At 72.1% G+C, this 20,781-nt stretch carries 17 protein-coding genes and 2 pseudogenes; 9 read left to right on the top strand and 10 right to left on the bottom strand.

Features of this window, described 5'->3' with window-relative positions; genetic code table 11:
- Positions 1–112: 112 nt before the first annotated feature.
- The 3 genes and pseudogenes from AB0C46_RS32330 (at position 113) to AB0C46_RS32320 (ending at position 2,907) form a co-directional block, all read left to right on the top strand.
- On the top strand, positions 113–727 hold the full coding sequence (locus AB0C46_RS32330) for a hypothetical protein (RefSeq protein WP_362832208.1): 615 nt from the start codon (positions 113–115) through the stop codon (positions 725–727).
- A gap of 275 nt (positions 728–1,002) precedes the next feature.
- A pseudogene (locus tag AB0C46_RS32325) lies at positions 1,003–1,319 on the top strand (MFS transporter); the annotation flags it as partial.
- A 148-nt stretch (positions 1,320–1,467) separates the two neighbouring features.
- Entirely contained in the window at positions 1,468–2,907 is a 1,440-nt protein-coding gene (locus AB0C46_RS32320) for an amidase (protein ID WP_362832207.1), read from the top strand.
- A 52-nt stretch (positions 2,908–2,959) separates the two neighbouring features.
- Here the strand turns inward: AB0C46_RS32320 and soxR are convergent, their stop codons facing one another.
- A complete protein-coding gene (soxR, locus tag AB0C46_RS32315; protein ID WP_362832205.1) occupies positions 2,960–3,535 on the bottom strand; it encodes a redox-sensitive transcriptional activator SoxR in 576 nt (191 codons plus the stop codon).
- 260 nt (positions 3,536–3,795) lie between these two features.
- Between soxR and AB0C46_RS32310 the strand changes: the two genes are divergently transcribed.
- Positions 3,796–4,257 (top strand): MaoC family dehydratase, encoded by a 462-nt coding sequence (locus AB0C46_RS32310; RefSeq protein ID WP_362832203.1) that lies wholly within the window; start codon positions 3,796–3,798, stop codon positions 4,255–4,257.
- Positions 4,258–4,564: 307 nt separating this feature from the next.
- Here AB0C46_RS32310 and AB0C46_RS32305 read toward each other — a convergent pair whose 3' ends face one another.
- Both AB0C46_RS32305 and AB0C46_RS32300 read right to left on the bottom strand, forming a co-directional pair.
- On the bottom strand, positions 4,565–5,194 hold the full coding sequence (locus tag AB0C46_RS32305) for a TetR/AcrR family transcriptional regulator (RefSeq protein ID WP_362832202.1): 630 nt from the start codon (positions 5,192–5,194) through the stop codon (positions 4,565–4,567).
- Positions 5,195–5,335: 141 nt separating this feature from the next.
- Positions 5,336–6,487 carry an acyl-CoA dehydrogenase family protein gene (locus tag AB0C46_RS32300; protein WP_362832201.1) on the bottom strand — a complete coding sequence of 384 codons (1,152 nt, stop codon included), beginning with the start codon at positions 6,485–6,487 and terminating at the stop codon, positions 5,336–5,338.
- An 87-nt stretch (positions 6,488–6,574) separates the two neighbouring features.
- On the opposite strand from AB0C46_RS32300, the gene AB0C46_RS32295 reads away from it, so the two are divergent.
- Positions 6,575–7,222: a TetR/AcrR family transcriptional regulator C-terminal domain-containing protein gene (locus AB0C46_RS32295; protein ID WP_362832199.1), complete on the top strand. Its 648-nt coding sequence runs from the start codon at positions 6,575–6,577 to the stop codon at positions 7,220–7,222.
- Positions 7,223–7,309: 87 nt separating this feature from the next.
- Here the strand turns inward: AB0C46_RS32295 and AB0C46_RS32290 are convergent, their stop codons facing one another.
- The 3 genes from AB0C46_RS32290 to AB0C46_RS32280 all read right to left on the bottom strand — a co-directional run bounded on the left by AB0C46_RS32290 (position 7,310) and on the right by AB0C46_RS32280 (position 11,610).
- Positions 7,310–8,689: an MFS transporter gene (locus AB0C46_RS32290; RefSeq protein ID WP_362832198.1), complete on the bottom strand. Its 1,380-nt coding sequence runs from the start codon at positions 8,687–8,689 to the stop codon at positions 7,310–7,312.
- Positions 8,690–9,040: 351 nt separating this feature from the next.
- Positions 9,041–10,123 (bottom strand): zinc-binding dehydrogenase, encoded by a 1,083-nt coding sequence (locus AB0C46_RS32285; protein ID WP_362832197.1) that lies wholly within the window; start codon positions 10,121–10,123, stop codon positions 9,041–9,043.
- A gap of 89 nt (positions 10,124–10,212) precedes the next feature.
- A complete protein-coding gene (locus tag AB0C46_RS32280) occupies positions 10,213–11,610 on the bottom strand; it encodes an aldehyde dehydrogenase family protein (protein ID WP_362832196.1) in 1,398 nt (465 codons plus the stop codon).
- Between the two features lie 627 nt (positions 11,611–12,237).
- Here AB0C46_RS32280 and AB0C46_RS32275 point away from each other — a divergent pair.
- Positions 12,238–12,489 (top strand): annotated as a pseudogene (locus AB0C46_RS32275) (hypothetical protein); the annotation flags it as partial.
- Between the two features lie 118 nt (positions 12,490–12,607).
- Entirely contained in the window at positions 12,608–13,516 is a 909-nt protein-coding gene (locus tag AB0C46_RS32270) for a DUF6801 domain-containing protein (RefSeq protein WP_362832194.1), read from the top strand.
- A 158-nt stretch (positions 13,517–13,674) separates the two neighbouring features.
- Here the strand turns inward: AB0C46_RS32270 and AB0C46_RS32265 are convergent, their stop codons facing one another.
- From AB0C46_RS32265 to AB0C46_RS32250, 4 genes are all read right to left on the bottom strand, one after another.
- Positions 13,675–14,571 (bottom strand): NAD(P)-binding domain-containing protein, encoded by an 897-nt coding sequence (locus AB0C46_RS32265; RefSeq protein ID WP_362832192.1) that lies wholly within the window; start codon positions 14,569–14,571, stop codon positions 13,675–13,677.
- Between the two features lie 97 nt (positions 14,572–14,668).
- Complete coding sequence (locus AB0C46_RS32260) at positions 14,669–15,982, bottom strand: MFS transporter (RefSeq protein WP_362832191.1); 1,314 nt, start codon at positions 15,980–15,982, stop codon at positions 14,669–14,671.
- On the bottom strand, positions 15,983–17,431 hold the full coding sequence (locus AB0C46_RS32255) for a citrate:proton symporter (protein WP_362832190.1): 1,449 nt from the start codon (positions 17,429–17,431) through the stop codon (positions 15,983–15,985). It lies immediately after the preceding gene.
- Positions 17,432–17,645: 214 nt separating this feature from the next.
- Complete coding sequence (locus tag AB0C46_RS32250) at positions 17,646–18,302, bottom strand: TetR/AcrR family transcriptional regulator (protein ID WP_362832189.1); 657 nt, start codon at positions 18,300–18,302, stop codon at positions 17,646–17,648.
- Between the two features lie 139 nt (positions 18,303–18,441).
- Between AB0C46_RS32250 and hmgA the strand changes: the two genes are divergently transcribed.
- Positions 18,442–19,767: a homogentisate 1,2-dioxygenase gene (gene hmgA, locus AB0C46_RS32245; RefSeq protein WP_362832188.1), complete on the top strand. Its 1,326-nt coding sequence runs from the start codon at positions 18,442–18,444 to the stop codon at positions 19,765–19,767.
- Between the two features lie 16 nt (positions 19,768–19,783).
- On the top strand, positions 19,784–20,530 hold the full coding sequence (locus AB0C46_RS32240; RefSeq protein ID WP_362832187.1) for a GntR family transcriptional regulator: 747 nt from the start codon (positions 19,784–19,786) through the stop codon (positions 20,528–20,530).
- Positions 20,531–20,781: the final 251 nt, after the last annotated feature.

Raw genomic sequence — 20,781 nt, 5'->3', positions numbered from 1 at the left:
GACGCCTCGGAACATCGCCAACAAAACCGCACGAAAGTTCGATGGATCCAGGTGGTGATCGGCTACGTCCCATCACCGTCCAGTCGGGTCCTCCCCACGGAGGTGGGATGAAATGGCCGGTTTCAGAGCCCTCGCAGAACAGGTCCGCAATCCACGACTCGTCGCGACGCAGCGACGCACCGCCCTGCGCAAGTGCCTTGAACGCTTCGCCCCTTACGGGCACCGGGCGACCTGGCACCATCTGTGCACCCGGGCCGGTATCGCGACCCAGGACCGCGATCCCGATCCGGAGCGGCTGGTGGCCGCGCTCGCCGAGCTGGAAGAGGCCCGTACTCTCTGGCTCGCGTACGAGGAGGAGTTCGCCGCCCGGCGCCGCAAGGAGAAGCACGACGGCATCCGGCAGCCCGGCGCCCTCGACGAGTGGCACCGGCGGACCTGGGGCGGCTGCGACATCGTGCCGTGCGAGTCACCGCAACGGCACCCCGCGGCCCGTCTCTCGGTGGTACTGCGCCGCATGATCGCAGCGATGGAGGCGGGGCGGCCACGCCGCGACTGCCCGGTGTGCGGCGGCACCCGCTTCGCCTGGCTCCCGGAGTCCGCCACCTCCCCGGCGACCGGCCCGGCCTGCCTGCAGTGCGGGGTGCTGGCCCCGGTGTCCGTGCTGGCCCCTGAGGCGCTGACCGCCGCGGGCCGGGTCCACGGGGCGGGGGCGTTCGCGGCGGCCTGACCGGCACCGAACGGCGACCGGGCGCCTCCGCATGCCGGGGGCGCCCGGGTCCCGGGCACTGCCGGACCCCGCTGCCCTCACCGGGACATGCGCCCGGTCCGTCGCAACGAGGCCCGGACGGCGGCTGATTCCGCGGGGTCCGGAGGTCAACCGGACGCGCTCACCGACGCCCGCGCGGCAGGCGGCGACGTCCCTCCCCACCCAACTGATGGCCGCTGCAACGGCTTTGGTCGGCGGTCTTCCCGGACCGGGCACTCCCGGGTACGTTCCGCCACATGCCCGCGCTCGCCCGCTCCCGCAGCGTCGCCCCGCCGGGATGGAGCCGCTGGCTCGTCCCGCCCGCCGCCCTGTCCCTCCACCTCGCCATCGGACAGGCCTACGCCTGGAGCGTGTTCAAACCTCCCTGGAGTCCTCCCTCCACCTGTCCGGGACGGCCTCCGCGCTCCCCTTCCAGCTGGCCATCGTGATGCTGGGGCTGTCCGCCGCGTTCGGGGGCACGCTCGTCGAACGCAACGGCCCGCGCTGGGCGATGTGCGTCTCTGCGGTCTGCTTCTCCGCCGGCTTCCTGGTCGCCGCCCTCGGCGCGGCCACCGGCCGGGGCCTTTACGAACTGTCCCTCAAGCTGAAACAACTGTTCACGGGCTGACCACCCCCACCGGCATCGCGCCCGGCGGACGTCGGCCCTCCTGCCCGTACGGCACCAGGGCCGCGCGGGCGCCCTTAGGAGAGGGTGGACGTCCATGGCCGAACTGCACGATCTGACCGCGCTCGAACAGGCCCGGGGAATCCGGTCCGGGGAACTCTCCCCCGTGGAACTCACCGAGCACTGTCTCGCGCGGATCGAGCGGCTCGACGACACACTCGGCGCCTTCCTCACCCGTACCCCCGACATCGCCCGCAAACAGGCCTCGGACGCGGAGAGCGAGGCCGCCGCGGCACGCCGCGAGGGCCGTGAACTCCCGCCGCTGCACGGCGTCCCCGTCCCGGTGAAGGACCTCAACCAGGTCGCGGGCGTGCGCTGCACGATGGGTTCCCGGGCACTGGCCGGGCAGGTGCCGACCGTCGACGACCATGTGGTCACCAAGCTGCGGGCGGGCGGCACGATTCTGCTCGGCAAGACCAACACCCCCGAATTCGGGCTGCCCTGCTACACCGAGAACGGCCTCGCGCCGCCCGCCCGCACCCCGTGGGACCTGGCGCGCTCGGCGGGCGGCTCCAGCGGTGGGGCCGCCGCGGCCGTGGCGGCCGGCCTGGCACCCATCGCGCACGCCAGCGACGGCGGCGGCTCGATCCGGATACCGGCCTCGGTCTGCGGGCTCTTCGGCATCAAGCCCAGCCGCGGCCGGATCAGCGGCGGCCCGCTGCTGCACGACATCTCGGGCCTGGCCACCTCGGGCCCGCTGGCCCGTACGGTCGCCGATGCGGCCACCCTGCTGGACGTCCTGGCGGGGGCGATGCCCGGCGACCCGTTCGCGGCGCCGTCGCTGCCGCCCGGGGAGACCTTCGCCGCCCACGCCCGCCGCGACCCGGGACGGCTGCGGATCGCCTGCCTCACCGAGGCGCCCGTCCCCGGCATCGAGGTCCACCCCGACTGCCGTACCGCCACCACCGACACCGCCGCCCTGCTGACCGGACTCGGCCATGAGGTCGAGGAGCTGTCGCTGCCCTCCGACGACAGCATCCTGCTCGCCTTCACCCGCGTCTGGTCGGTGCTGGCCGCGAGCCGCCCCGTACCGCCGGAGGGCGAGGAGCTGCTGATGCCGCTCACCCGCTATCTGCGCGACCGCGGCGCCGAGGTCTCCGGTACGGACTTCACGCGCTCGCTGTACGCGTTCCGGATGCTCGCCCAGTCCCTGGCCGACGGTCTGATGCCGCCGGGCGGCTATGACGTGATTCTCTCGCCGACCCTGGCCGCCCCGCCCGCCGAGGTCGGCGCGCTGCGCAATGACGCCGACCCCCAGGCCGAGTTCGCCGCCATCGGCGCGTTCACCCCGTTCACCGCGCTCTACAACGCCACCGGTCAGCCCGCGGTGAACGTCCCGCTGCAGTGGAACGCCGCGGGCCTGCCGATCGGTGTGATGCTGGCCGGCCGGTACGGCGACGAGGCCACCCTGATCGCGCTGTCGGCGCAGCTGGAACAGGCCCGCCCGTGGGCGGGACGCACCCCGTCCATGTGGTGACGGACGCCGGAGTCCGCGCGCTCGTCCCACCCCGGGGCGAGCGCGCCCGCGCTCAGCACTCGTCCGTGCAGCAGCCCTGCCCGTCCGGCCCGTCCTGCTCGTCCCCGAGCGCCGGGCCGGGCCGCTGATCGCCACCGGAGCGCCGCTGCGCCCCCGCCGGGTCCTTGACGCTCCGGTCGACCCGCAGCCGCCGCGCGCCGGGCCCCTGCTCGCCGAGGTTGTCGTACGGATTGGACAGCGCGCACTTCTCCAGCGAGAGGCAGCCGCAGCCGATGCAGTCGGTCAACCGGTCGCGCAGTTCGACGAGTTGACTGATCCGCTCGTCCAGCTCGGAGCGCCAGACCTCGGAGAGCCGGGCCCAGTCGGCGCGGTTGGGGGTGCGCTCGTCGGGCAGCTCCGCCAGTGCGTCGCGGATCACCGCGAGCGGGATGCCGACCCGCTGCGCCGCCCGGACGAACGCGACCCGGCGCAGTGCGTCACGGCTGTAGCGGCGCTGGTTGCCCGCCGTCCGGGTGCTGCTGATCAGTCCCTTGGACTCGTAGAAGTGCAGCGCGGACACCGCGGCACCGCTGCGCGCGGAGAGCTGGCCGACGGAGAGTTCATGAACCTTGTACGGAAGCTGGGGCACGCTTCAACCCTAGGGCCTCTCGTTCGGATCATGGCGGGCTCGCGGGGTCCGGCACGCAGCTCGCCGCGTTGCCGTCACTCTTCCCCAAGCTCTCGGCTTCGTTCGAGCAGCGGAGACCCCCACCGCTCCGCGTCGGCTCCCTCCTCCGCCCGTCCGGCCATTGACAGCGGGTGCCCGCACTCCGCATTCTGAGCAAGCGCTTAGTAAGCGTCGGCCGATGCGCGCCAACGGCGGACGGATCCCGAGGAGGCAGACAGAAGATGGCAGAGCCCCGAGTGTTTGGATCGCTCGACGAACTGCGGGCCGCGGTCGGCGAGGAGCTGGGCACCAGCGACTGGCTGGAGGTCGACCAGAAGCGGATCGATCTGTTCGCGGAGGCCACCGGCGATCACCAGTGGATCCATGTGGACCAGGAGAAGGCCGCGGCCGGCCCGTTCGGCACCACCATCGCGCACGGCTATCTGACGCTGTCGCTGCTGCCCGCCCTCGTCCCGCAGCTGATGCGGGTCGACAACGTGAAGATGGGCATCAACTACGGCACCAACAAGGTGCGCTTCCCCGCCACCGTGCCGGTCGGCTCACGGCTGCGCGCCACGGCCAGGATCGCGGAGGTGACCGAGGTGACCGGCGGCGTCCAGCTCGCCACGGTCGTGACGATCGAACGCGAGGGCGGCGACAAGCCGGTCTGCGTCGCGGAGACGGTCAGCCGCTTCTATCTGTAGGCGGGGCGCCGGGCCGGGGGCGCGGGGCGGGGCCTGACGCGGCGGGGGCCGCCCGCCGCGAGGGTGTCCGACAGCGCGCCGGCCACGGCGACGAGCCGTAACGTACCGTGCCGTGCCGTGCCGTGCCGTGCCGTGCCGGCAATAGGGTGCCCGGATGAGCAAGGCGATATCGCGCAAGGCGGGCAACAAGCAGAAGCCGAGGCCGGCCTTGGGATGGCGGGTCACCGGGGTGTCGTGCTCAACGGCAGCCCCCACCGCCCCCGCCGCACCACCCCACCTGCCTGATCCCAGGCTTCTGCCCCACGCTTCAGGCGACCGGCGCACCCACCATGCGCAGGACGAGATCGGCGTAGAGGGTGCCGACCTCGTCGGGTGTGCGCGGGCCGTCCGAGGTGAACCAGCGGGCGACGTCCACACACAGCGACAGCACCGCGAGGGTGGTGCCCGGTACATCGTCGGCCCGGAACTCCCCGCTGTCCGCGCCGTCCTGGATGATCTGCCGCAGCAACCGGTCGGTGCGGCGGCGCAGCCCGGTGATCTCGGTGTAGTGCTCGGGGCTCAGCGCCTGGAGTTCGTACTGGATGACCCGGGCGGTCGTGTGGTGCTCCGCGTGCCAGCGGGCGAAGGTGCGGACGGCGTCGCGGAGCCGCTCGGTGGCGCTGCCCTCGGCCTCGGCGGCGGCGTCCATGATGCGCAGCGCCTTTTCGTGGCCGATGCCGCTGATGCGGTAGAGCAGCTCTTCCTTGGTCTTGTAGTGGATGTAGAGGGCGGCCGGGCTCATACCGGCCCGGCCGGCGATGTCACGGGTGGTGGTGGCGTGGTAGCCGCGTTCGGCGAAGGCCTCGACGGCGGCGCCGACCAGCCGTCGCGCGGCGTCCGGGGTCACCCCGGCCCATTCCTCGTTCTCCTCGTTGGCCCGCTCAGCCGCCGCACCCATCGCGCACCCCGCTCCTCGACCCGCCAGGGACCCTCCTCTGACGGATCGAACACCATATCGCGCCGCTGAGCAAGCGCTTAGGGCCCGGTGGGGTGCGGGCGGCACCCGCGGACCTGCGGGCCGGACGTCCGGACGGGCGGGTCAGAAGGCGGAAACCCCCGTCAGCGCCCGCCCGATGACCAGCTTCTGTATCTGGCTGGTGCCCTCGTACAGGGTCATCACCCGCGCGTCCCGCAGCAGCTTGCCGACCGGATACTCGTCGATATAGCCATAGCCGCCGAAGACCTGGAGGGCATTGTTGGCGGCGCGCACCGCGGCCTCGGAGGCGAAGAGCTTGGCCTGGGACGCCGCGGTGGCGAACGGCTCGCCGCGGTCGATCAGATCGGCGACCCGCCAGGTCAGCAGCCGTGCGGCAGCCACGTCCACGGCGATATCGCTGATCAGCTCCTGCACCAGCTGGTGCCGGGCGAGGGGCTTGCCGAACTGCTCGCGCTCGCCCGCATAGCCGAGCGCGGCGTCCAGGGCGGCCTGGGCGATGCCCACACTGCCGGCCGCGACCGACATCCGGCCCTTGGCCAGTGCGGACATCGCGACCGAGAACCCCTTGCCCTCCGGGCCCAGCATCGCGCTGGCCGGGACCCGCACGCCGTCCAGCACCAGCGCCGCGGTGGCCTGGCCGCGCAGTCCCAGCTTCCCGTGGATCTCGCGGCGCTCCAGACCAGGGCTGTCGGCCGGTACGAGGAAGGCACTGATGCCCTGGTGTCCGGGGGCACCGCCGGTGCGGGCGAAGAGCAGCACGACATCGGCCCAGGTCCCGTTGGTGATGAACATCTTGGCGCCGTCGAGGACGTAGGTGTCTCCGTCACGGACCGCCCGGGTGGCGAGGTTCGCGGCGTCGGATCCGGTGCCCGGCTCCGTCAGACCGAAGCAGCCGACCGCCTCGCCGGAGGTCAGCCGCGGCAGCCATGCCCGCTTCTGCTCCTCGTCGCCCCACGCGGCGACGGTCTTGGCCACCAGCCCCAGAGAGACCGAGACGATCCCGCGCACCGAGGAGTCCCCGCGGCCCAGCTCCTCGGTGACCAGGACGTAGGAGAGGTGGTCGCCGCCGGAGCCGCCGTACTCCTCGGGGACGGTGAGCCCGAGGAAGCCGAGGTCGCCGAGCTTCTTCACGATGCCGCGGTCGACCTGTTCCGCGCGGTCCCAGGCGGTGGCGTACGGGGTGATCTCGCGGTCGGCGAAGTCCTTGGCGAGCTGCCGTACCGCGGTCTGCTCCGCGCTGAGCTCCAGGTTCATCTCGGGCCCCTTGTGGACGAGAACGTTGAACGAGAACAGTTAATTAGCACTGCTAGTTTTTGGCGCGAAGCCTCTACTATGTGCGTCATGGCCCGACCCCGCAAGCCCCTTCTGAGCCGCGAGCGCATCGTCTCCACGGCGCTGGCGCTCATCGACTCCGAGGGGCTGCCGGCGCTCTCCACCCGGCGTCTGGCGGCGGAGCTGGGCGTCAGCGGGCCGTCGCTCTACAACCACTTCACGACCAAGGACGAGATCCTCGACGCGGTGGCCGACACGGTCATCGCCAAGGTCGATGTGTCGGCCTTCGAGACCGGTACGGACTGGCGTGCCGGCCTGCTCGACTGGGCCCGCTCCTACCGCGCGGCGCTCGCCGCACATCCGCACATCGTGCCGTTCCTCGCCCAGGGCCCCGGCCGCCGCCCGGCCGGCCTGAAGATGGCTGACGCGGCGTTCGGCGGGATGGTCGAGGCGGGCTGGCCGCCCGCCCAGGCCACCAGGGTCTGCGCCATGGTCCGCTACTTCGTGGCCGGCTCCGCGCTGGGCTCCTTCGCCCGCGGCTTCGTCGACGACCCGGGCGCCTACGACCCCGCCGACTACCCCCACCTGGGCCAGGCACATCTGCTGGCGGAGCACCAACGCCAGGTGGACGAGGGCGCCTTCGAAACCGGCCTGCGGGCACTGGTGGACGGCCTGGCACTGCAGCACCCGGACCTGGCACCGGGGGACGGCCGCTGAGCGCGGCGGGCGCCTCCGTAGCCGGGGTACGGGGCCGCTGAGCACCTACCCGGCCGCCGGGAAGCCGCGGACGCCCCGGGGCGTACCTCACCCCGGAACGTGCGTCGCCCCCGGCTCGGCCCCACCGTCCGCCCCGGGACGCGTCGCGGCGCGGCGGGTCAGCCGCCAGATGGACACCAGCGCGATGACGGACAGCGCCATGAGGTAGCCGGACACCGCCATCGAGGTGCCGCTCGCCTCCAGCAGCAGCACCATCACGAAGGGCGCGAGTCCGCCGCCCAGGATGGCGCTGATCTGGTAGCCGAGCGAGGCGCCCGTGTAGCGCATCTCGGCGGTGAACAGCTCGGCGAACAGCGCCGCCTGCGGGCCGTACATGATGCTGAGGAAGCAGCTGCCGACGAAGGTGCCGACGCCCAGCCACACCAGCGACGCGGTATCGATGAGCAGGAACATCGGCACCGCCCAGAGCAGCAGCCCGACGGCGCCCGCGGCATAGACCCGCAGCCGGCCGATCCGGTCGGACAGCGCCGCGGCGGCCGGAATCAGGGCGAGTTGGGTGAGGCTGACCAGCAGTGAGACGGCCAGTACGGAGGTGCGCCGCATCTCCAGCTCGCGGGTGGCGTAGTCCAGGACGCCGGTGATGAGGATGTAGAAGGTGGCGGTGTTGACCGCGAACGAGCCGCCGGCCAGCAGGACCGTGCCGAGATGGTGCCGCAGGATCTCGCGCAGCGGTGAACGGCGGGCCGCGGCGGTCTGCTCGGCCGTCGCCAGCTTCTCTTCCGCGGCCCGGAATTCGGGGGTCTCCTCGACATGGGTGTGGATATAGCGGGCGAGCAGGAGCACCAGGACGCCGACGAGGAACGGCAGCCGCCAGCCCCAGGTGCTGAAGGACCGCTCGTCGGTGAGCGCGCCGGCCAGCAGGAAGACGGAGTTGGCGGTCATCACGCCGAGGGGGACACCGAGTTGCACCAGCGAGCCGTAGAGCCCGCGTTTGCCCTCGGGGGCGTATTCGGTGGCCATCAGCATCGCGCCACCCCACTGGGCACCGACCGCGATGCCCTGCAGCAGCCGCAGGACGACCAGCAGGACCGGCGCGGCCAGCCCGATGGTGTCGTAGGACGGGAGCAGGCCGATGGCGGTGGTGGCCAGCCCCATGACGGTCAGCGCGAGCACCAGCATGGGCTTACGGCCGTGCCGGTCCCCGAGCTGACCGGCGATCACCCCGCCCACGGGACGGGCCAGAAAACCCACCGCGAAGGTCGCGAAGGAGGCGAGCACACCGGCGGCCTCGCTGCCCGAGGGGAAGAAGGCGGGGCCGAGGACGAGCGCGGCGGCGATGCCGAAGACGAAGTAGTCGTACCACTCGACGGCGGAGGCGAGCGCCGCGGCGGTGGCGACCCTGCGGCGGCTGCGGGTGGAGGGCGGGGTACCGGTGTTGCCGTGTGGCGCGGAGGGGGCCGTGTCCATGCGTGCACACTCCGAGGGGCGCGGGAGGGGAGGGGGGCGGCGCCGTAACGTCGGCCGACCGTACCGACCGGCCGGTACGGCGTCAACGGACCACGCAGCACGAGTTTTCGGCACTCCCTGAATGCGGGACCGGGGGCGCGCCGAGAACTCACGTGCCGTGAACCGCCACGAGCCTCCTGAGGCCGGGCAGCCATGCGCCCCCGCCGAGGTATCGAGAGGGGCGGCCGAGGGGGTGTCCCTGAAGAGGCACGGCAGGGGCGGGGGTCAGGTATCTTCACTCTCCTCGATCAACGGGCAACGCCAGCAGTGCAGTTGGACGGAGGACGCCTCAAGGAACGAGGGACCTGCCGACTAGAACACCACCAGCGCCCGTCCTCCCTTGCCCGCCAGCATGGTGTCGAAGGCCGCCGGGATGTCGTCGAGGCCGATCCGGTCGGTGACCAGGGTGGAGAGGTCGAGCGCGCCGGAGCGGATGTGTCCGGCGATGAGCGGGAGGTCGCGGGCGGGGTCGGTGTTGCCGTAGACGCAGCCGGAGAGGGTCCGGCCGAAGTAGAAGAGTTCCAGGGCGGAGAAGGACACCTGCTGGTCCTGGCCGCCGATGCCGACGACCGTCGTACGGCCGCCGCGCCGGGTCGCCGACCAGGCCGTACGGATGGTTTCGGCGCGGCCCACACACTCCACGGCGACATCGGCGCCCAGGCCGCCGGTGAGCTTGCGGATGCGCTTGGCAGTGTCATCACCCGCCACCACGAACTCGGTGGCCCCCGCCGCGCGGGCCAGCGCCTCCTTCTCCGGCGAGACGTCCACGGCCACGATCGGTCCGGCGCCCGCGATCCGCGCGGCTTGCAGCGTGGCCAGGCCCACCCCGCCCACGCCGAAGACCACGACCGACTCCCCCGCGCGCACCTGGGCACTGTGGTGCACGGCGCCCCAGCCGGTGAGCACCGCACAGCCGAGCAGCGCGGCATCGGCGAGCGGCACCCCGGCCGGCAGCGGCAGCGCGGCCCGCGCGGAGACGACGGTCTCCTCGGCGAACACGGCGGTGCCCAGGCCGGGGTAGAGCTCGGTGGCGTCGTCGGCGCGCTGGGCGTACGGGGCGTTCGCGGCGAGGCCGGAGTGGGCGCAGAGCCAGGGCTCGGCCAGTCCGCAGAAGTGGCAGTCGTCGCAGGACGGTGCCCAGTTGAGGACGACCTGGTCGCCGGGGGCCACCGTGGTCACGTCAGGGCCGACCGCAGTGACGGTGCCCGCGCCCTCGTGCCCGAGGACGGCCGGGACGGGCTGGCGCAGGGTGCCGTTGGAGAGGGAGAGATCGGAGTGGCAGACGCCGGCGGCGGCGAGCCGGATACGGACCTGGCCGGGGCCGGGTTCGGGCAGGTCGATCCCGGTGATCTCCAGAGGGGCGTTGACGGCGGGCAGTACGGCGGCGCGGACCACAAGGACTCCTCGGTGCGCAGGGCGGCGGGCGGAAAGGCGGGCCTGGCGGCGGGGCGGGGGACGGTTGCGGCCCCCGCCCCGCAGCCACATCAGAGCTGCAGCGACTTGGTCTGCAGATATTCGGTCAGACCGTGCGGGCCCAGCTCCCGGCCGACGCCGGACTGCTTGTAACCGCCGAACGGGGCGAGGGGGTTGAAGCGGCCGCCGTTGATGTCGACCTGCCCGGTGTGCAGGCGGCGGGCGAAGGCGACCGCCGTGGCCTCGTCGCCCGCCCAGACCGCACCGGCCAGGCCGTAGATGGTGCCGTTGGCGATCCGGGCGGCGTCGTCCTCGTCCTCGTACTTCAGGATCGACAGGACCGGACCGAAGATCTCCTCCTGGGCGATGGTCATCTCCGGAGTGACGTCCGCGAAGACGGTCGGTGCGACGTAGTAGCCCGTCCCGGGGACGGGCGCCTCCGGGCCGCCCGCCACGACCCGTGCGCCCTGGGCGATGCCCTGCGCGACATAGCCGCGGACCCGGTCCCGCTGCGCCGCGTTGACCAGCGGGCCGACCCGCTCGCCGGGTACGTACTTCGCGGCGGCCGCCGTCGCCAGCTCCACCGCCTCGGCGTAGTGGTCCCGGTGGACCAGCATCCGGGTCCAGGCGCTACAGGTCTGGCCGGAGTTGGCCATGACGTTGGCGACGCCGACCGCGACCGCCTTGGGCAGGTCGGCGCCGGGCAGGATGACATTGGCGGACTTGCCGCCCAGCTCCAGCGCCACTCCCTTGACCGCGGCGCCCGCGAGGGCACCGATACGCCTGCCGACGGCCGTCGAGCCGGTGAAGGAGACCAGATCGACCCCGTCGTGCTCGGCGAGCGTCTGCCCGGCGACCGGGCCGAGGCCGGTGACGAGGTTGAAGACCCCCGCGGGTATCCCGGCCGCATCGACACACTCGGCGAACAGCTGGGCGACCAGCGGGGTGTCCTCGGCGGGCTTGAGCACCACCGTGCAGCCGGCCGCGAGCGCCGGGGCGACCTTGGCGACGATCTGGTGGAGCGGGTAGTTCCACGGCGTGATCGCGCCGACCACACCGACCGGTTCGTGCAGCACGGTGGAGGTGCCGATGGTCTCCTCGAAGGAGTACGTACGGGCCAGTTCGGCGTACGAGCCACAGACCGCGACCGGCACCCCGGCGTGCACCGCCGTGCTGAAAGCGAGCGGCGAGCCCAGCTCGGCGGTGACGGTCGCGGCCACCTCCTCGGCACGGGCGGCGAGTTGGTCGCGCAGCGCGGCCAGCCGGTCCGCCCGCTCCTCGGGCGGGGTGGCGGCCCAGCCCGGCAGGGCGGCGCGGGCGGCCCGCACGGCGGCGTCCACGTCCCGTACGGAGCCGGCCGGGACGGCCGCGATCACCCGTTCGTCGGCCGGGTTTACGACCTCGATCGTCCCGCCGCCCTCGGCGGGCCGCCAGCTTCCGCCGATGTACATCGCGTCGTGCTGCTTCACGTCGTGGTCCTCCCGCGCCGGCCGGTCGTCATCGCCCCTAAACTAGCGCCGGTAGTTTTGCGCCGCCAGGGATCCCGCCCCCCAATGGGGTGACGGTCGCCACGAGCCTAGATGACCGCCTCCAAGGGGTTCAGAGGCCAGCGGCAGCCAGTGCCCGCAGGACGGCCGGCCGGTGTCGCCGGTGCGCCAGCCCCGCCGGGTGCCGGGCTCGGCCCGCACGCGCACGCGGTCGGCGAGCGCCTGGAAGCATGCCTCCTGCTCGACGACGGCCTCAGTGGCGGGCTCATGGGCGCGATCCTGTTCCCTCTGGAAGGAAGTAAGGCTCGGGGCCGGGCTCGCGCTCGGAATCATGACCTGACTTGAAGGTCCCCTCGACATCAAATCCGTCGTCAGCGCCTCTGGCCTGTTGAGCACCAACCGCAAGAAGAACGTGATCTTCCATATGCCCGTGTGGATGCCCGTGTGAATGCCCCGTGATCGGCTTTCCGGCCGGCCTCGATTTCGCACTCACGTCCGGGCCTGACATCGGATTCGCGTCCGGACCTGTCCGCGGGCTCCTGGCCGGGCCGGTGTTCGGGATTGAGGCGGCGTTCGGGGCGGGCTCGGATATGGTCCGAGTTTCACCATTGGGGCCAGTGGGTGGCTCTGTCACGTATATGGTTGCCACTGACAGGTCGGCTGCCCTGGGCAGTGATCGCTTTTCTGGACGACGCTCACCAGCGAGGTGTGTTGCGCCGGGCCGGCGCGGTCTACCAATTCCGCCACGCTCGGCTCCAAACCCACCTGCCCGAGGTCTTCCAGGGGCACCACTCCTCTCACCGATCGAGTTCGCCGGACATGGCGGACGCGGAACCGTCCGCGACCGGAACGGCGTCTTGATTGCGGGAGTGCCCCGCAGTTCCGGGGATACCCGACAGTCACATACCGATGGACAACTCAGTGGAACAACTAACGGGGGTGGCAGATGAATGCCAGGCGCAGGAGGGAAAGGCCAGGGGTGAGGATCACCCTTGCGGCGGGAACGGCATTAGGTGCCGCCGTCGGAGTCGTGGGAGTCTCCGGAGCCGGAACCGCGGCAGCACAACCGGTTTCGAGCACGCTGAAATTCACCTGCACGGATACGCCGTTGGGCAACCAGACCTTCACGGCGAAGATCGGCGCGGATATCCCGGATTCCGTCGCGGTCGGCGAGAACAGCCACAAATTCGCCATCAATGCGGAGACGACGGTGGGCGCGGACCTCACACCGATCATCAGCAGGTTCGGTGTGAAGAGCGTTGAAGGCACCGTGGACGCGAAGATCGGCGTGGCCGCTCCGCGGGTCGACAAGCACGTCATTGTGCCCCTCCCCATCGCCAAGACCAGGATTCCGACATCCGGCGCCGTTGCTATCAAGGCAGCCGGCACCGCGCCCCCTCTCCGCTTCAGCCGGCCGGGCACGGGGCGGATCACCGTCAGCGACATCGCCGTGCACGTCGTCGCGAAGACGGCTGACGGCAAGAGCGATTTCCACGTGCGGTGCACGCCGGCCGGCGGGCACGAGAAAGCCGTGGCGTCGTTCAAGATCACGAAGAAGGGGACGGCGGCCGACTCGGGCACGTCCGGTGCCTCGGGCGCGTCCGGTGCCTCGGGCAGGTCCGGATCCTCGGCCACATCCGGCTCCTCGGGCGCGAACTCCAAGGGGACGGCGGCCTCAGGCACCACGCCTGAGGCGAACTCCGCCGCGGGAAGGCCGACTCCGGCGAAAGCCGAGACCCGCGGTACGGCGACGGGTGCCACCGCGACCACCGGCCGGGACACCAGGGACCTGATGCTGCCGGCCGTAGGAGCTCTGGCCGCGGCCGCCGTCGCCTTCGGCTTCGGCTCGCGACTGAAGAACCGCCGCCGCGCCACCGACGACGGCTGAGGTGACCGGTGGAGCAGCCCGGTCGGATCCGGGCTGCTCCCCGGCTTCCCGCCCCCGCAGACACGCACCTGGCGGCCCCTGGCGCGCCAGGGGCCGCCAGGTGGGCCAGGAGTGGCAGGGGTTCGCCCACCACTCCTGGCCAGGGGCCGGCCCCGCCCTCACCCCTTGGCGGACGGCTTGCGCATCTCCTCGATGACGCTGATGAATCCCGTCTTGCCGTGGCCCGCGGCGATGGTCCGGTCGGCGAGGCCCTGGACGGCGTCGAGCACCTCGGTGTTGATGCCGCGGTCCACGGACGCCTCGATGACGTGGGCGATGCCCGCGGCCTCCATGACGATGTTGTCCTGGTCGCCCGAGAAGACCCCGCGGTCCAGGTCCTGTGCCATGCCCGCGGCGATGGGCGGCAGGATGCCGGCGATCGCCTCCGTGAACGGGACGAACTCCTTGGCCGCTATGCCCTCGGCGCCGGACAGCGCGAAGGCGTGCACCAGGCCCGCCATCGCGGAGAAGAAGAAGCCGAGCAGGGAGAGGTCGTACACCGCCGCCGTGCCGTGGTCGTCGCCGAGGTACGCCGCCCGGCCGCCCAGCACCTTCAGCGTCTCCTCGTACGTCTCGAAGGCCTGCCGTGAGCCGCTGTACAGAAGGGTCGCGCCGGGCTGCCCGATGTCCGGCGTCGGCACCATGACCGAACCGTCGAGGTAGTCGATGCCGTGCCCGGCGGCCCAGACGGCGGCGGACCGCGCACGCTCCGGGGTGTCGGAGGTCAGGTTGACCAGGACCCGGCCGGACAGCCGGGGACCGGCCGGCTCCAGGATCTCGCGGGCCGCGGCGTAGTCCAGTACGCACACGATCACCAGCGGACCGGCCGCCACCGCCTCGGCCACCGTGTCCGCGCGGACCGCGCCGCGCGCCACCAGCGCATCGGCCTTGCCCGCGGTGCGGTTCCAGACCGTCGTGGGGTGCCCGGCCCGGACGAAGGCGCCGGCCAGCGCGCTCCCCATGGCGCCGAGGCCGAGCACGGTCACCGGGGTGCGGGGGTCGTTCGGGTTGCTCATGGTGTGCTCCTCGCCTGCGGTGCGGGCCCGGCCCGATGCCGGACCCGCTGTGCACACCACCCTGCCGAGCTGCGCTTACGGTTCCCTTCCGGTCTGCTTACGGTCCCTTCGGGCGGGCTTGCGGGCCGCCGGTGCCGTTGCCCACCCGCCCCGGCCCGGCCTCGTCCGCCGGCCGCGAGCGCACCCCGCCCGCGCTGGGTGCGGTGCCGCCGCCCCGGTCCGGGCCCGTACGGGCGGCCATCGCGGCGGAGGCCAGCAGCAGCACGCCGAGCAGGACGAAGGGCGCGGCGGTGCCCGCGACCCCGGCGAGCAGCCCGGCGCCGGCCGGGGCGGCGACCTGGCCGAGGCGGTTGCCGGTGAGGCGGAGCGCCAGCGCCGTACTGCGGGCGCGTTCGGGGGCGGCCTGCACGACCGTCGTCATCGACAGCGGCTGGCCGACGCCGAGACAGAAGCCGAGCGCGAGCAGCATCGCGGCCAGCGCCCACACCGGCACCGGCAGCACCAGACCGCCGCACAGCACACCGGCCAGCGCGCAGCTGGCGGCCATCAGCGCGGTGCGCCCCAGCCACCGGATCATCGGCGTCATCACCAGCCGGCAGGCGATGGTGGCTGCGGCCCGCAGGCTGAGCAGCAGGCCGATGGTGGTGGGGGCGATGGCGCGGTCCTCGCCGATGACGGGGAGGTAGGCGGTGAGGATGTCGGTCGCCGAGAGCACGGCCAGACTCATGAGGATGCCGGTCGGTACGCCCCGGGTCCGCAGGATGGCGCGGACCGGGACCGGCGGTCCGGCCGCCGGGGCGGGGGCGCCGGACGGGGCGGCGCGGGCGCGCTGTTCGAGGCGCCAGAGCGAGGCGTAGGCGACGGCGGCGACGGCGCCGGAGACCAGCAGGGCGGTGGCGCTCGTCGGGGCCATCCGGCCGTCGTGCTCGGAGATGACGAGCCCGGCGGCGACCGGGCCGATGAGCTGGCCGAGCGAGGCGCCGATGGTGAAGTGGCCGAAGTTGCGGTCGCGGTCCTCGGGGGCGCTGCGGCGGGCGACGATCGACTGGGCGCCGATGACGAAGCAGAGATGCCCCAGGCCCATCACCCCGCTCCAGGCGGCCATCGCGGGCAGTGCGCCGGCCAGGCCGCTGAGCGCGCAGCCGCCGCTGATCAGCGCCACCCCGACCACCAGCAGCGGGGCACAGCGGCCGTGGTCGGTGCGGCGGCCGAGCGGCACGGCGACGAGCAGCGGCAGCAGGGCGTAGCCGGCGGTGATCACGCCGATGGCGCGTTCGTCGGCGCCCAGGGCGAGGGCCCGGTAGGAGACGGCCGGCCTGGCCATGCTCACCGCTCCTTGTGCGAAGGAGAAGGTGAGGACCAGACGCAGCAGCCAGCTCCTGCCGGGCCTCCGGGGAGGGGTGCCGGTCATCTAGATGATGCCGAAGAGCAGTCCGGCGCCGAGCACCACCAGGGAGGTCAGCGCGGCCCATTTGACGGTGAACTTGGTGTGGTCACCGAACTCGACCTTGGCCATCCCGACGAGGACGTAGACGGCGGGGACGAGCGGGCTGGACATGTGCAGGGCCTGGCCGACGAGGGAGGCGCGGGCGATCTCGATGGGAGCGACGCCGTGGGCGGCACCGGCCTCGGCGAGGATCGGCACGATGCCGAAGTAGAAGCCGTCGTTGGACATGAAGTAGGTCAGCGGGATGCTGAGGACTCCGGTGACGATGCCCATGTGCGGGCCGAGCGCGTCGGGGACGCCGCTGACCAGCCAGCGGGCCATGTGCTCGACCATGCCGGTGCCGGTGAGCACGCCGGTGAAGACGGCGGCGGCGAAGACCATGCCGGAGACGTTCAGCACGTTCTCGGCGTGCGCGGCGATGCGGGCCTTCTGGTCCTTCATATGCGGGAAGTTGACGGTGAGCGCCAGGGCGGCGCCGAGCAGGAAGAGCACCGGGATCGGCAGCGTCTGCAGGATCAGCAGGGTGAGCAGCGCGAGGGTGAGCGCGGCGTTGAACCAGTAGAGCTTGGGGCGCAGGGTGGCGCGCTGCGGGTCCAGGACCTGGAGGCCGTCGTCGTCGGCGTGGTCGCCGGAGCCGGTGGCCACGTCACGGTCGGCGCCGGAGCCGGTGCCCGCGCCGCCGGTGGTGCGCTGTGCACCCTCGGGAGTGTCCCCCTTGCCGCCCGCGCCGACCAGGACCAGCTCGGTCTCCTTCTCGTCCGCCGCCTCGGTCACCGGCCGGGTGTCGCCGAGGGTCAGTACGCCGAGGCGCTTGCGCTCGCGCCGGCCGAGGACGTACGCGAGGGCGAAGACGGCGACCAGGCCGACGGCCAGGGCGGGGATCATCGGGACGAAGATGTCGCCGGCGTCGAGCTTGAGCGCGGTGGCGGCACGGGCGGTCGGGCCGCCCCACGGGAGGGTGTTCATCACGCCGTTGGCGGTGGCGGCGACACCGGTCATCACCACGAGGCTCATCTTCAGCCGCTTGTAGAGCGGGTAGAGCGCCGAGACGGTGATCATGAAGGTGGTGGAGCCGTCGCCGTCGAGCGAGACGATCGCGGCGAGCAGGGCCGTGCCGACCACCACCCGCACCGGGTCGGCCTTGCAGAACTTGAGGATGCCGCGGACGATCGGGTCGAAGAGACCGACGTCGATCATCACCCCGAAGTAGATGATGGCGAACATCAGCATCGCGGCAGTGGGGGCCAGGTCACCGATGCCCTTGAGGACATAGTCGCCCAAGTGCGCGCCCTGTCCGACCAGGACGCAGAACAGCGCCGGGATCAGCACAAGCGCTGCCATCGGTGACATCTTCTTCATCATGATCAGCGCCAGGAAGGCGGCGATCATGACAAATCCGAGGATTGTCAGCATTAGCGGTTACCTCACGTTCGCCCTTGAACATCTGCCGGGGGTGGCGGTTCAGGCGACGTTAGGTCCCGCAAAGTTTTGTTAACAAGACCTTGACGCGCGAGCAATACGAGCAAAACCCCAGGTCAAAAGGGATCTCATCGGACGGGCGTGAGCATCACCGGCAGTCCGTCGAGCACCGCGGTACCCGAGAGCGGGTCCAGCGGCCGCCCGGCGCTCACCCCTCCTTGGCGTCCGCCCCGTCCAGATAGCGCGCCAGATAGGCCCGCAGCAGCAGCTTGGCCTCCGTGACCAGGGCCGGGTCGCCGGCCGGGTCCGTACGGAAGGCGAGCTGCAGCAGCGCATCGGCCGTCTCGACGCCCACGAGGAAGGCGGTGCGCAGCCGCTCATCGGCGGCGTCCAGCCCGAGCGGGCCGGCGAACAGCCCCAGCAGCCGGTCGGCGACCTCGTAATTGGCCGGCCGGGCGGCGCTCGGGGCGGGGACGGTGAACTCCACCAGGGCGAAGCCCGGCATCGTCCGCTTCATGGCGAGGTATTCGTCGACCACCACATCCATCGCGTGGCGCCACTGGAGCGGTGTGTGCGCCGGGGCGGTCAGCCGGGCGGTGATGCGATCCGCGTAGGCGTCGAGATTGCGGCGGGCGAGGGCCTCGGCCATGGCGCGCTTGTTGGGGAAGAAGCGGTAGACGGAGCCGATCGGGACCCCGGCACGGCCGGCCACGGCCCGGGTGCTCAGATCCTCGTACCCGGTCTCCTCCAGCACTTCGGCGCAGGCGTCGAGGATTCTGGCCAGCCGCTGGGCGCTGCGCTGCTGGACGGGCGCACGGCGGAGGGAGGCGGGTGGCCGGGCGGGGCGGGGGGTCGGCTGCTGCACCCGACCATCCTGCCCGCCGCCGGTGCGGGCGGTGCGCGATCGCAGCGATCCGGCCGACGCGGCCGGGACGCTCCGTTGACGCCTCCCCACGGCAATCCTAATGTCTTGCATAGGATTCCTTGAGCGGCGGGAGCACGCGATGGCAGGCACGGGCAACGAGCAGGCGAGGAAGACGGCGGAGGGGCTGGCGTACCTCACCGGCTTCGGCAACGAGCACAGCTCGGAGGCCGTCCCGGGCGCACTGCCGACGGGCCGCAACTCGCCGCAGCGCGCACCCCTCGGCCTGTATGCCGAGCAGCTCAGCGGGTCGGCGTTCACCGAACCGCGCAGCCACAACCTGCGCTCCTGGCTCTACCGCATCCGCCCGTCGGCCGCCCATCCGCCGTTCGTCCGCGCCGAGCAGCACGCGGTCCGCTCGGCGCCGTTCACCGACTGCGCCCCCGACCCCAACCGGCTGCGCTGGAACCCGCTGCCCGAGCCCGCCGGCCCGACCGACTTCCTGGACGGCCTGTGGACCCTCGGCGGCAACGGCGACGCCACCCAGCGCACCGGCATGGCCGTCCACCTCTACTACGCCAACACCTCCATGGACCGGCGGGTGTTCGGCAACGCGGACGGCGAGCTGCTGATCGTGCCCGAGCAGGGCGGGCTGCTGCTGCGCACCGAACTCGGCCTGCTGCACGCCGGACCGGGCGAGGTGGCGCTGATCCCGCGCGGCGTCCGCTTCCGCGTCGAGCTGCTGGACGCCACCGCCCGCGGCTATGTCTGCGAGAACTACGGCCGGCCCTTCCAGCTCCCCGACCTCGGCCCGATCGGCGCCAACGGCCTGGCCAACCCCCGGGACTTCCGCGCCCCGGTCGCCGCCCACGAGGACGTCGAGGGCCCCGTCGAGGTCGTCAACAAGTTCTGCGGCAACTTCTGGACCGCCACCTACGACCACTCACCCCTGGATGTCGTCGCCTGGCACGGCAACCATGTCCCGTACGTCTACGACCTGCACCGCTTCAATGTCATCGGCTCGATCAGCTACGACCACCCCGATCCGTCCATCTTCACCGTGCTCACCTCCCCCTCCGACACCCCGGGGCTGGCGGGCGTGGACTTCGTGGTCTTCGCGCCGCGCTGGCTGGTCGGCGAGGACACCTTCCGGCCGCCGTACTTCCACCGCAATGTGATGACCGAGTACATGGGCCTGATCGAAGGGGCCTACGACGCCAAGGCGGAGGGCTTCGTGCCCGGCGGCGGCTCGCTGCACAACATGATGTCGGCGCACGGGCCCGACCGGGAGACCTTCGACCGGGCGAGCGCCGCCGAGCTGCGGCCACAGAAGATCGACGACGGGCTGGCCTTCATGTTCGAGACCCGCTGGCCGCTGACCCTCACCGAACAGGCCCGGGATGCCGGCCATCTGCAGCGCGGCTACGACGACGTATGGCAGGGTCTCCAGCGCCACTTCCGCCCGTGACACCGGGGAACGTCTCGTGACCACCTTCGCTCCCGACTCGCTCGCCCTGAACCGCAAACTGCCGCTCTGGTATCAGGTCTCGCAGTCGTTGCGCGCCTCCATACTGGGCCGCTCCCCGGAGGCGCCGCTGCGGCTGCCCACCGAGGACGCGCTCGCCGCGCACTACGGCGTGAGCGTGCTGACCATGCGCCAGGCCCTCAAGGAGCTGGAGACGGAGGGCCTGATCAGCCGGCACCGGCGCCGTGGCACCTTCATCGAGCCGAGCGCCCAGCGCGGTGCGCCGGTGCGGCTGCTGGGCTCCGTGGACGCGATCGTGGCCCAGCAGTCCGGGATGAGCACCGAGCTGCTGGAGCACGGCCCCACCGCGGTCCCGCCCGCACTCTCCGGCTACTTCCCGGATCTGGCGGAGGTGGCCGGCTTCCGCCGGCTGCGCAGCGACGACAAGACCGGCGAGCCGACCAACCACGCGTGCAACTACGTACACCCCGAGGTCGCCGCGGCGATCGATCCGGCGGATCTGCTGCGCTGGCCGATGACGAAGGTGCTGCGGGACGCGGTGGGCGTACGGATCAGCCAAATCACCGACACCGTCGAGGCGCGGCTGGCCGACCCGGAGACCGCCAAGCTCCTCCAGGTACCGCTGCTCAGCCCGATCCTGCACTACACGGGTGTCACCTACGACGAGGACGGCCGCACGGTCGATGTCGCCCGCATCCACTACCGCGGCGACCGCTTCTCGTTCACGGTCACGCTTGACGCGTAGCCGTTGGGTGACCTCCCACGTTTTTGGCTGTCCCGCCGTGGTGGTTCCCCTCCGTTGCGGCTCCGCTGCGCGGGGCATGGGCTCGGGTGACGCTTGTGGGGTCCCCCGCCGTTGCGGCTCCGCTACGCGGGGCATGAGCTCGGGTGATGTTTGTGGGGTTCCCCGCCGTTGCGCCTGCGGCGGGCGGGTGGGTGTCGGGTGCGGTGACGGACCTCCGGGGCAGGGTGTCCGGACTGCTTCGCTTTACGTCC

This window comes from Streptomyces sp. NPDC048637, assembly GCF_040650675.1.
Classification (GTDB): domain Bacteria; phylum Actinomycetota; class Actinomycetes; order Streptomycetales; family Streptomycetaceae; genus Streptomyces.
This window is presented reverse-complemented; position numbering and strand designations above follow the sequence as displayed.

Excerpts from the sequence above, each read along its gene's own strand:
- AB0C46_RS32330 (WP_362832208.1), top strand. The coding sequence starts at position 113 with ATGGCCGGTTTCAGAGCCCTCGCAGAACAGGTCCGCAATCCACGACTC.
- AB0C46_RS32295 (WP_362832199.1), top strand. The coding sequence starts at position 6,575 with ATGGCCCGACCCCGCAAGCCCCTTCTGAGCCGCGAGCGCATCGTCTCC.
- AB0C46_RS32255 (WP_362832190.1), bottom strand. The coding sequence starts at position 17,431 with ATGCTGACAATCCTCGGATTTGTCATGATCGCCGCCTTCCTGGCGCTG.
- AB0C46_RS32310 (WP_362832203.1), top strand. The coding sequence starts at position 3,796 with ATGGCAGAGCCCCGAGTGTTTGGATCGCTCGACGAACTGCGGGCCGCG.
- AB0C46_RS32320 (WP_362832207.1), top strand. The coding sequence starts at position 1,468 with ATGGCCGAACTGCACGATCTGACCGCGCTCGAACAGGCCCGGGGAATC.
- AB0C46_RS32290 (WP_362832198.1), bottom strand. The coding sequence starts at position 8,689 with ATGGACACGGCCCCCTCCGCGCCACACGGCAACACCGGTACCCCGCCC.
- hmgA (WP_362832188.1), top strand. The coding sequence starts at position 18,442 with ATGGCAGGCACGGGCAACGAGCAGGCGAGGAAGACGGCGGAGGGGCTG.
- AB0C46_RS32265 (WP_362832192.1), bottom strand. The coding sequence starts at position 14,571 with ATGAGCAACCCGAACGACCCCCGCACCCCGGTGACCGTGCTCGGCCTC.
- AB0C46_RS32300 (WP_362832201.1), bottom strand. The coding sequence starts at position 6,487 with ATGAACCTGGAGCTCAGCGCGGAGCAGACCGCGGTACGGCAGCTCGCC.
- AB0C46_RS32260 (WP_362832191.1), bottom strand. The coding sequence starts at position 15,982 with ATGACCGGCACCCCTCCCCGGAGGCCCGGCAGGAGCTGGCTGCTGCGT.
- AB0C46_RS32305 (WP_362832202.1), bottom strand. The coding sequence starts at position 5,194 with ATGGGTGCGGCGGCTGAGCGGGCCAACGAGGAGAACGAGGAATGGGCC.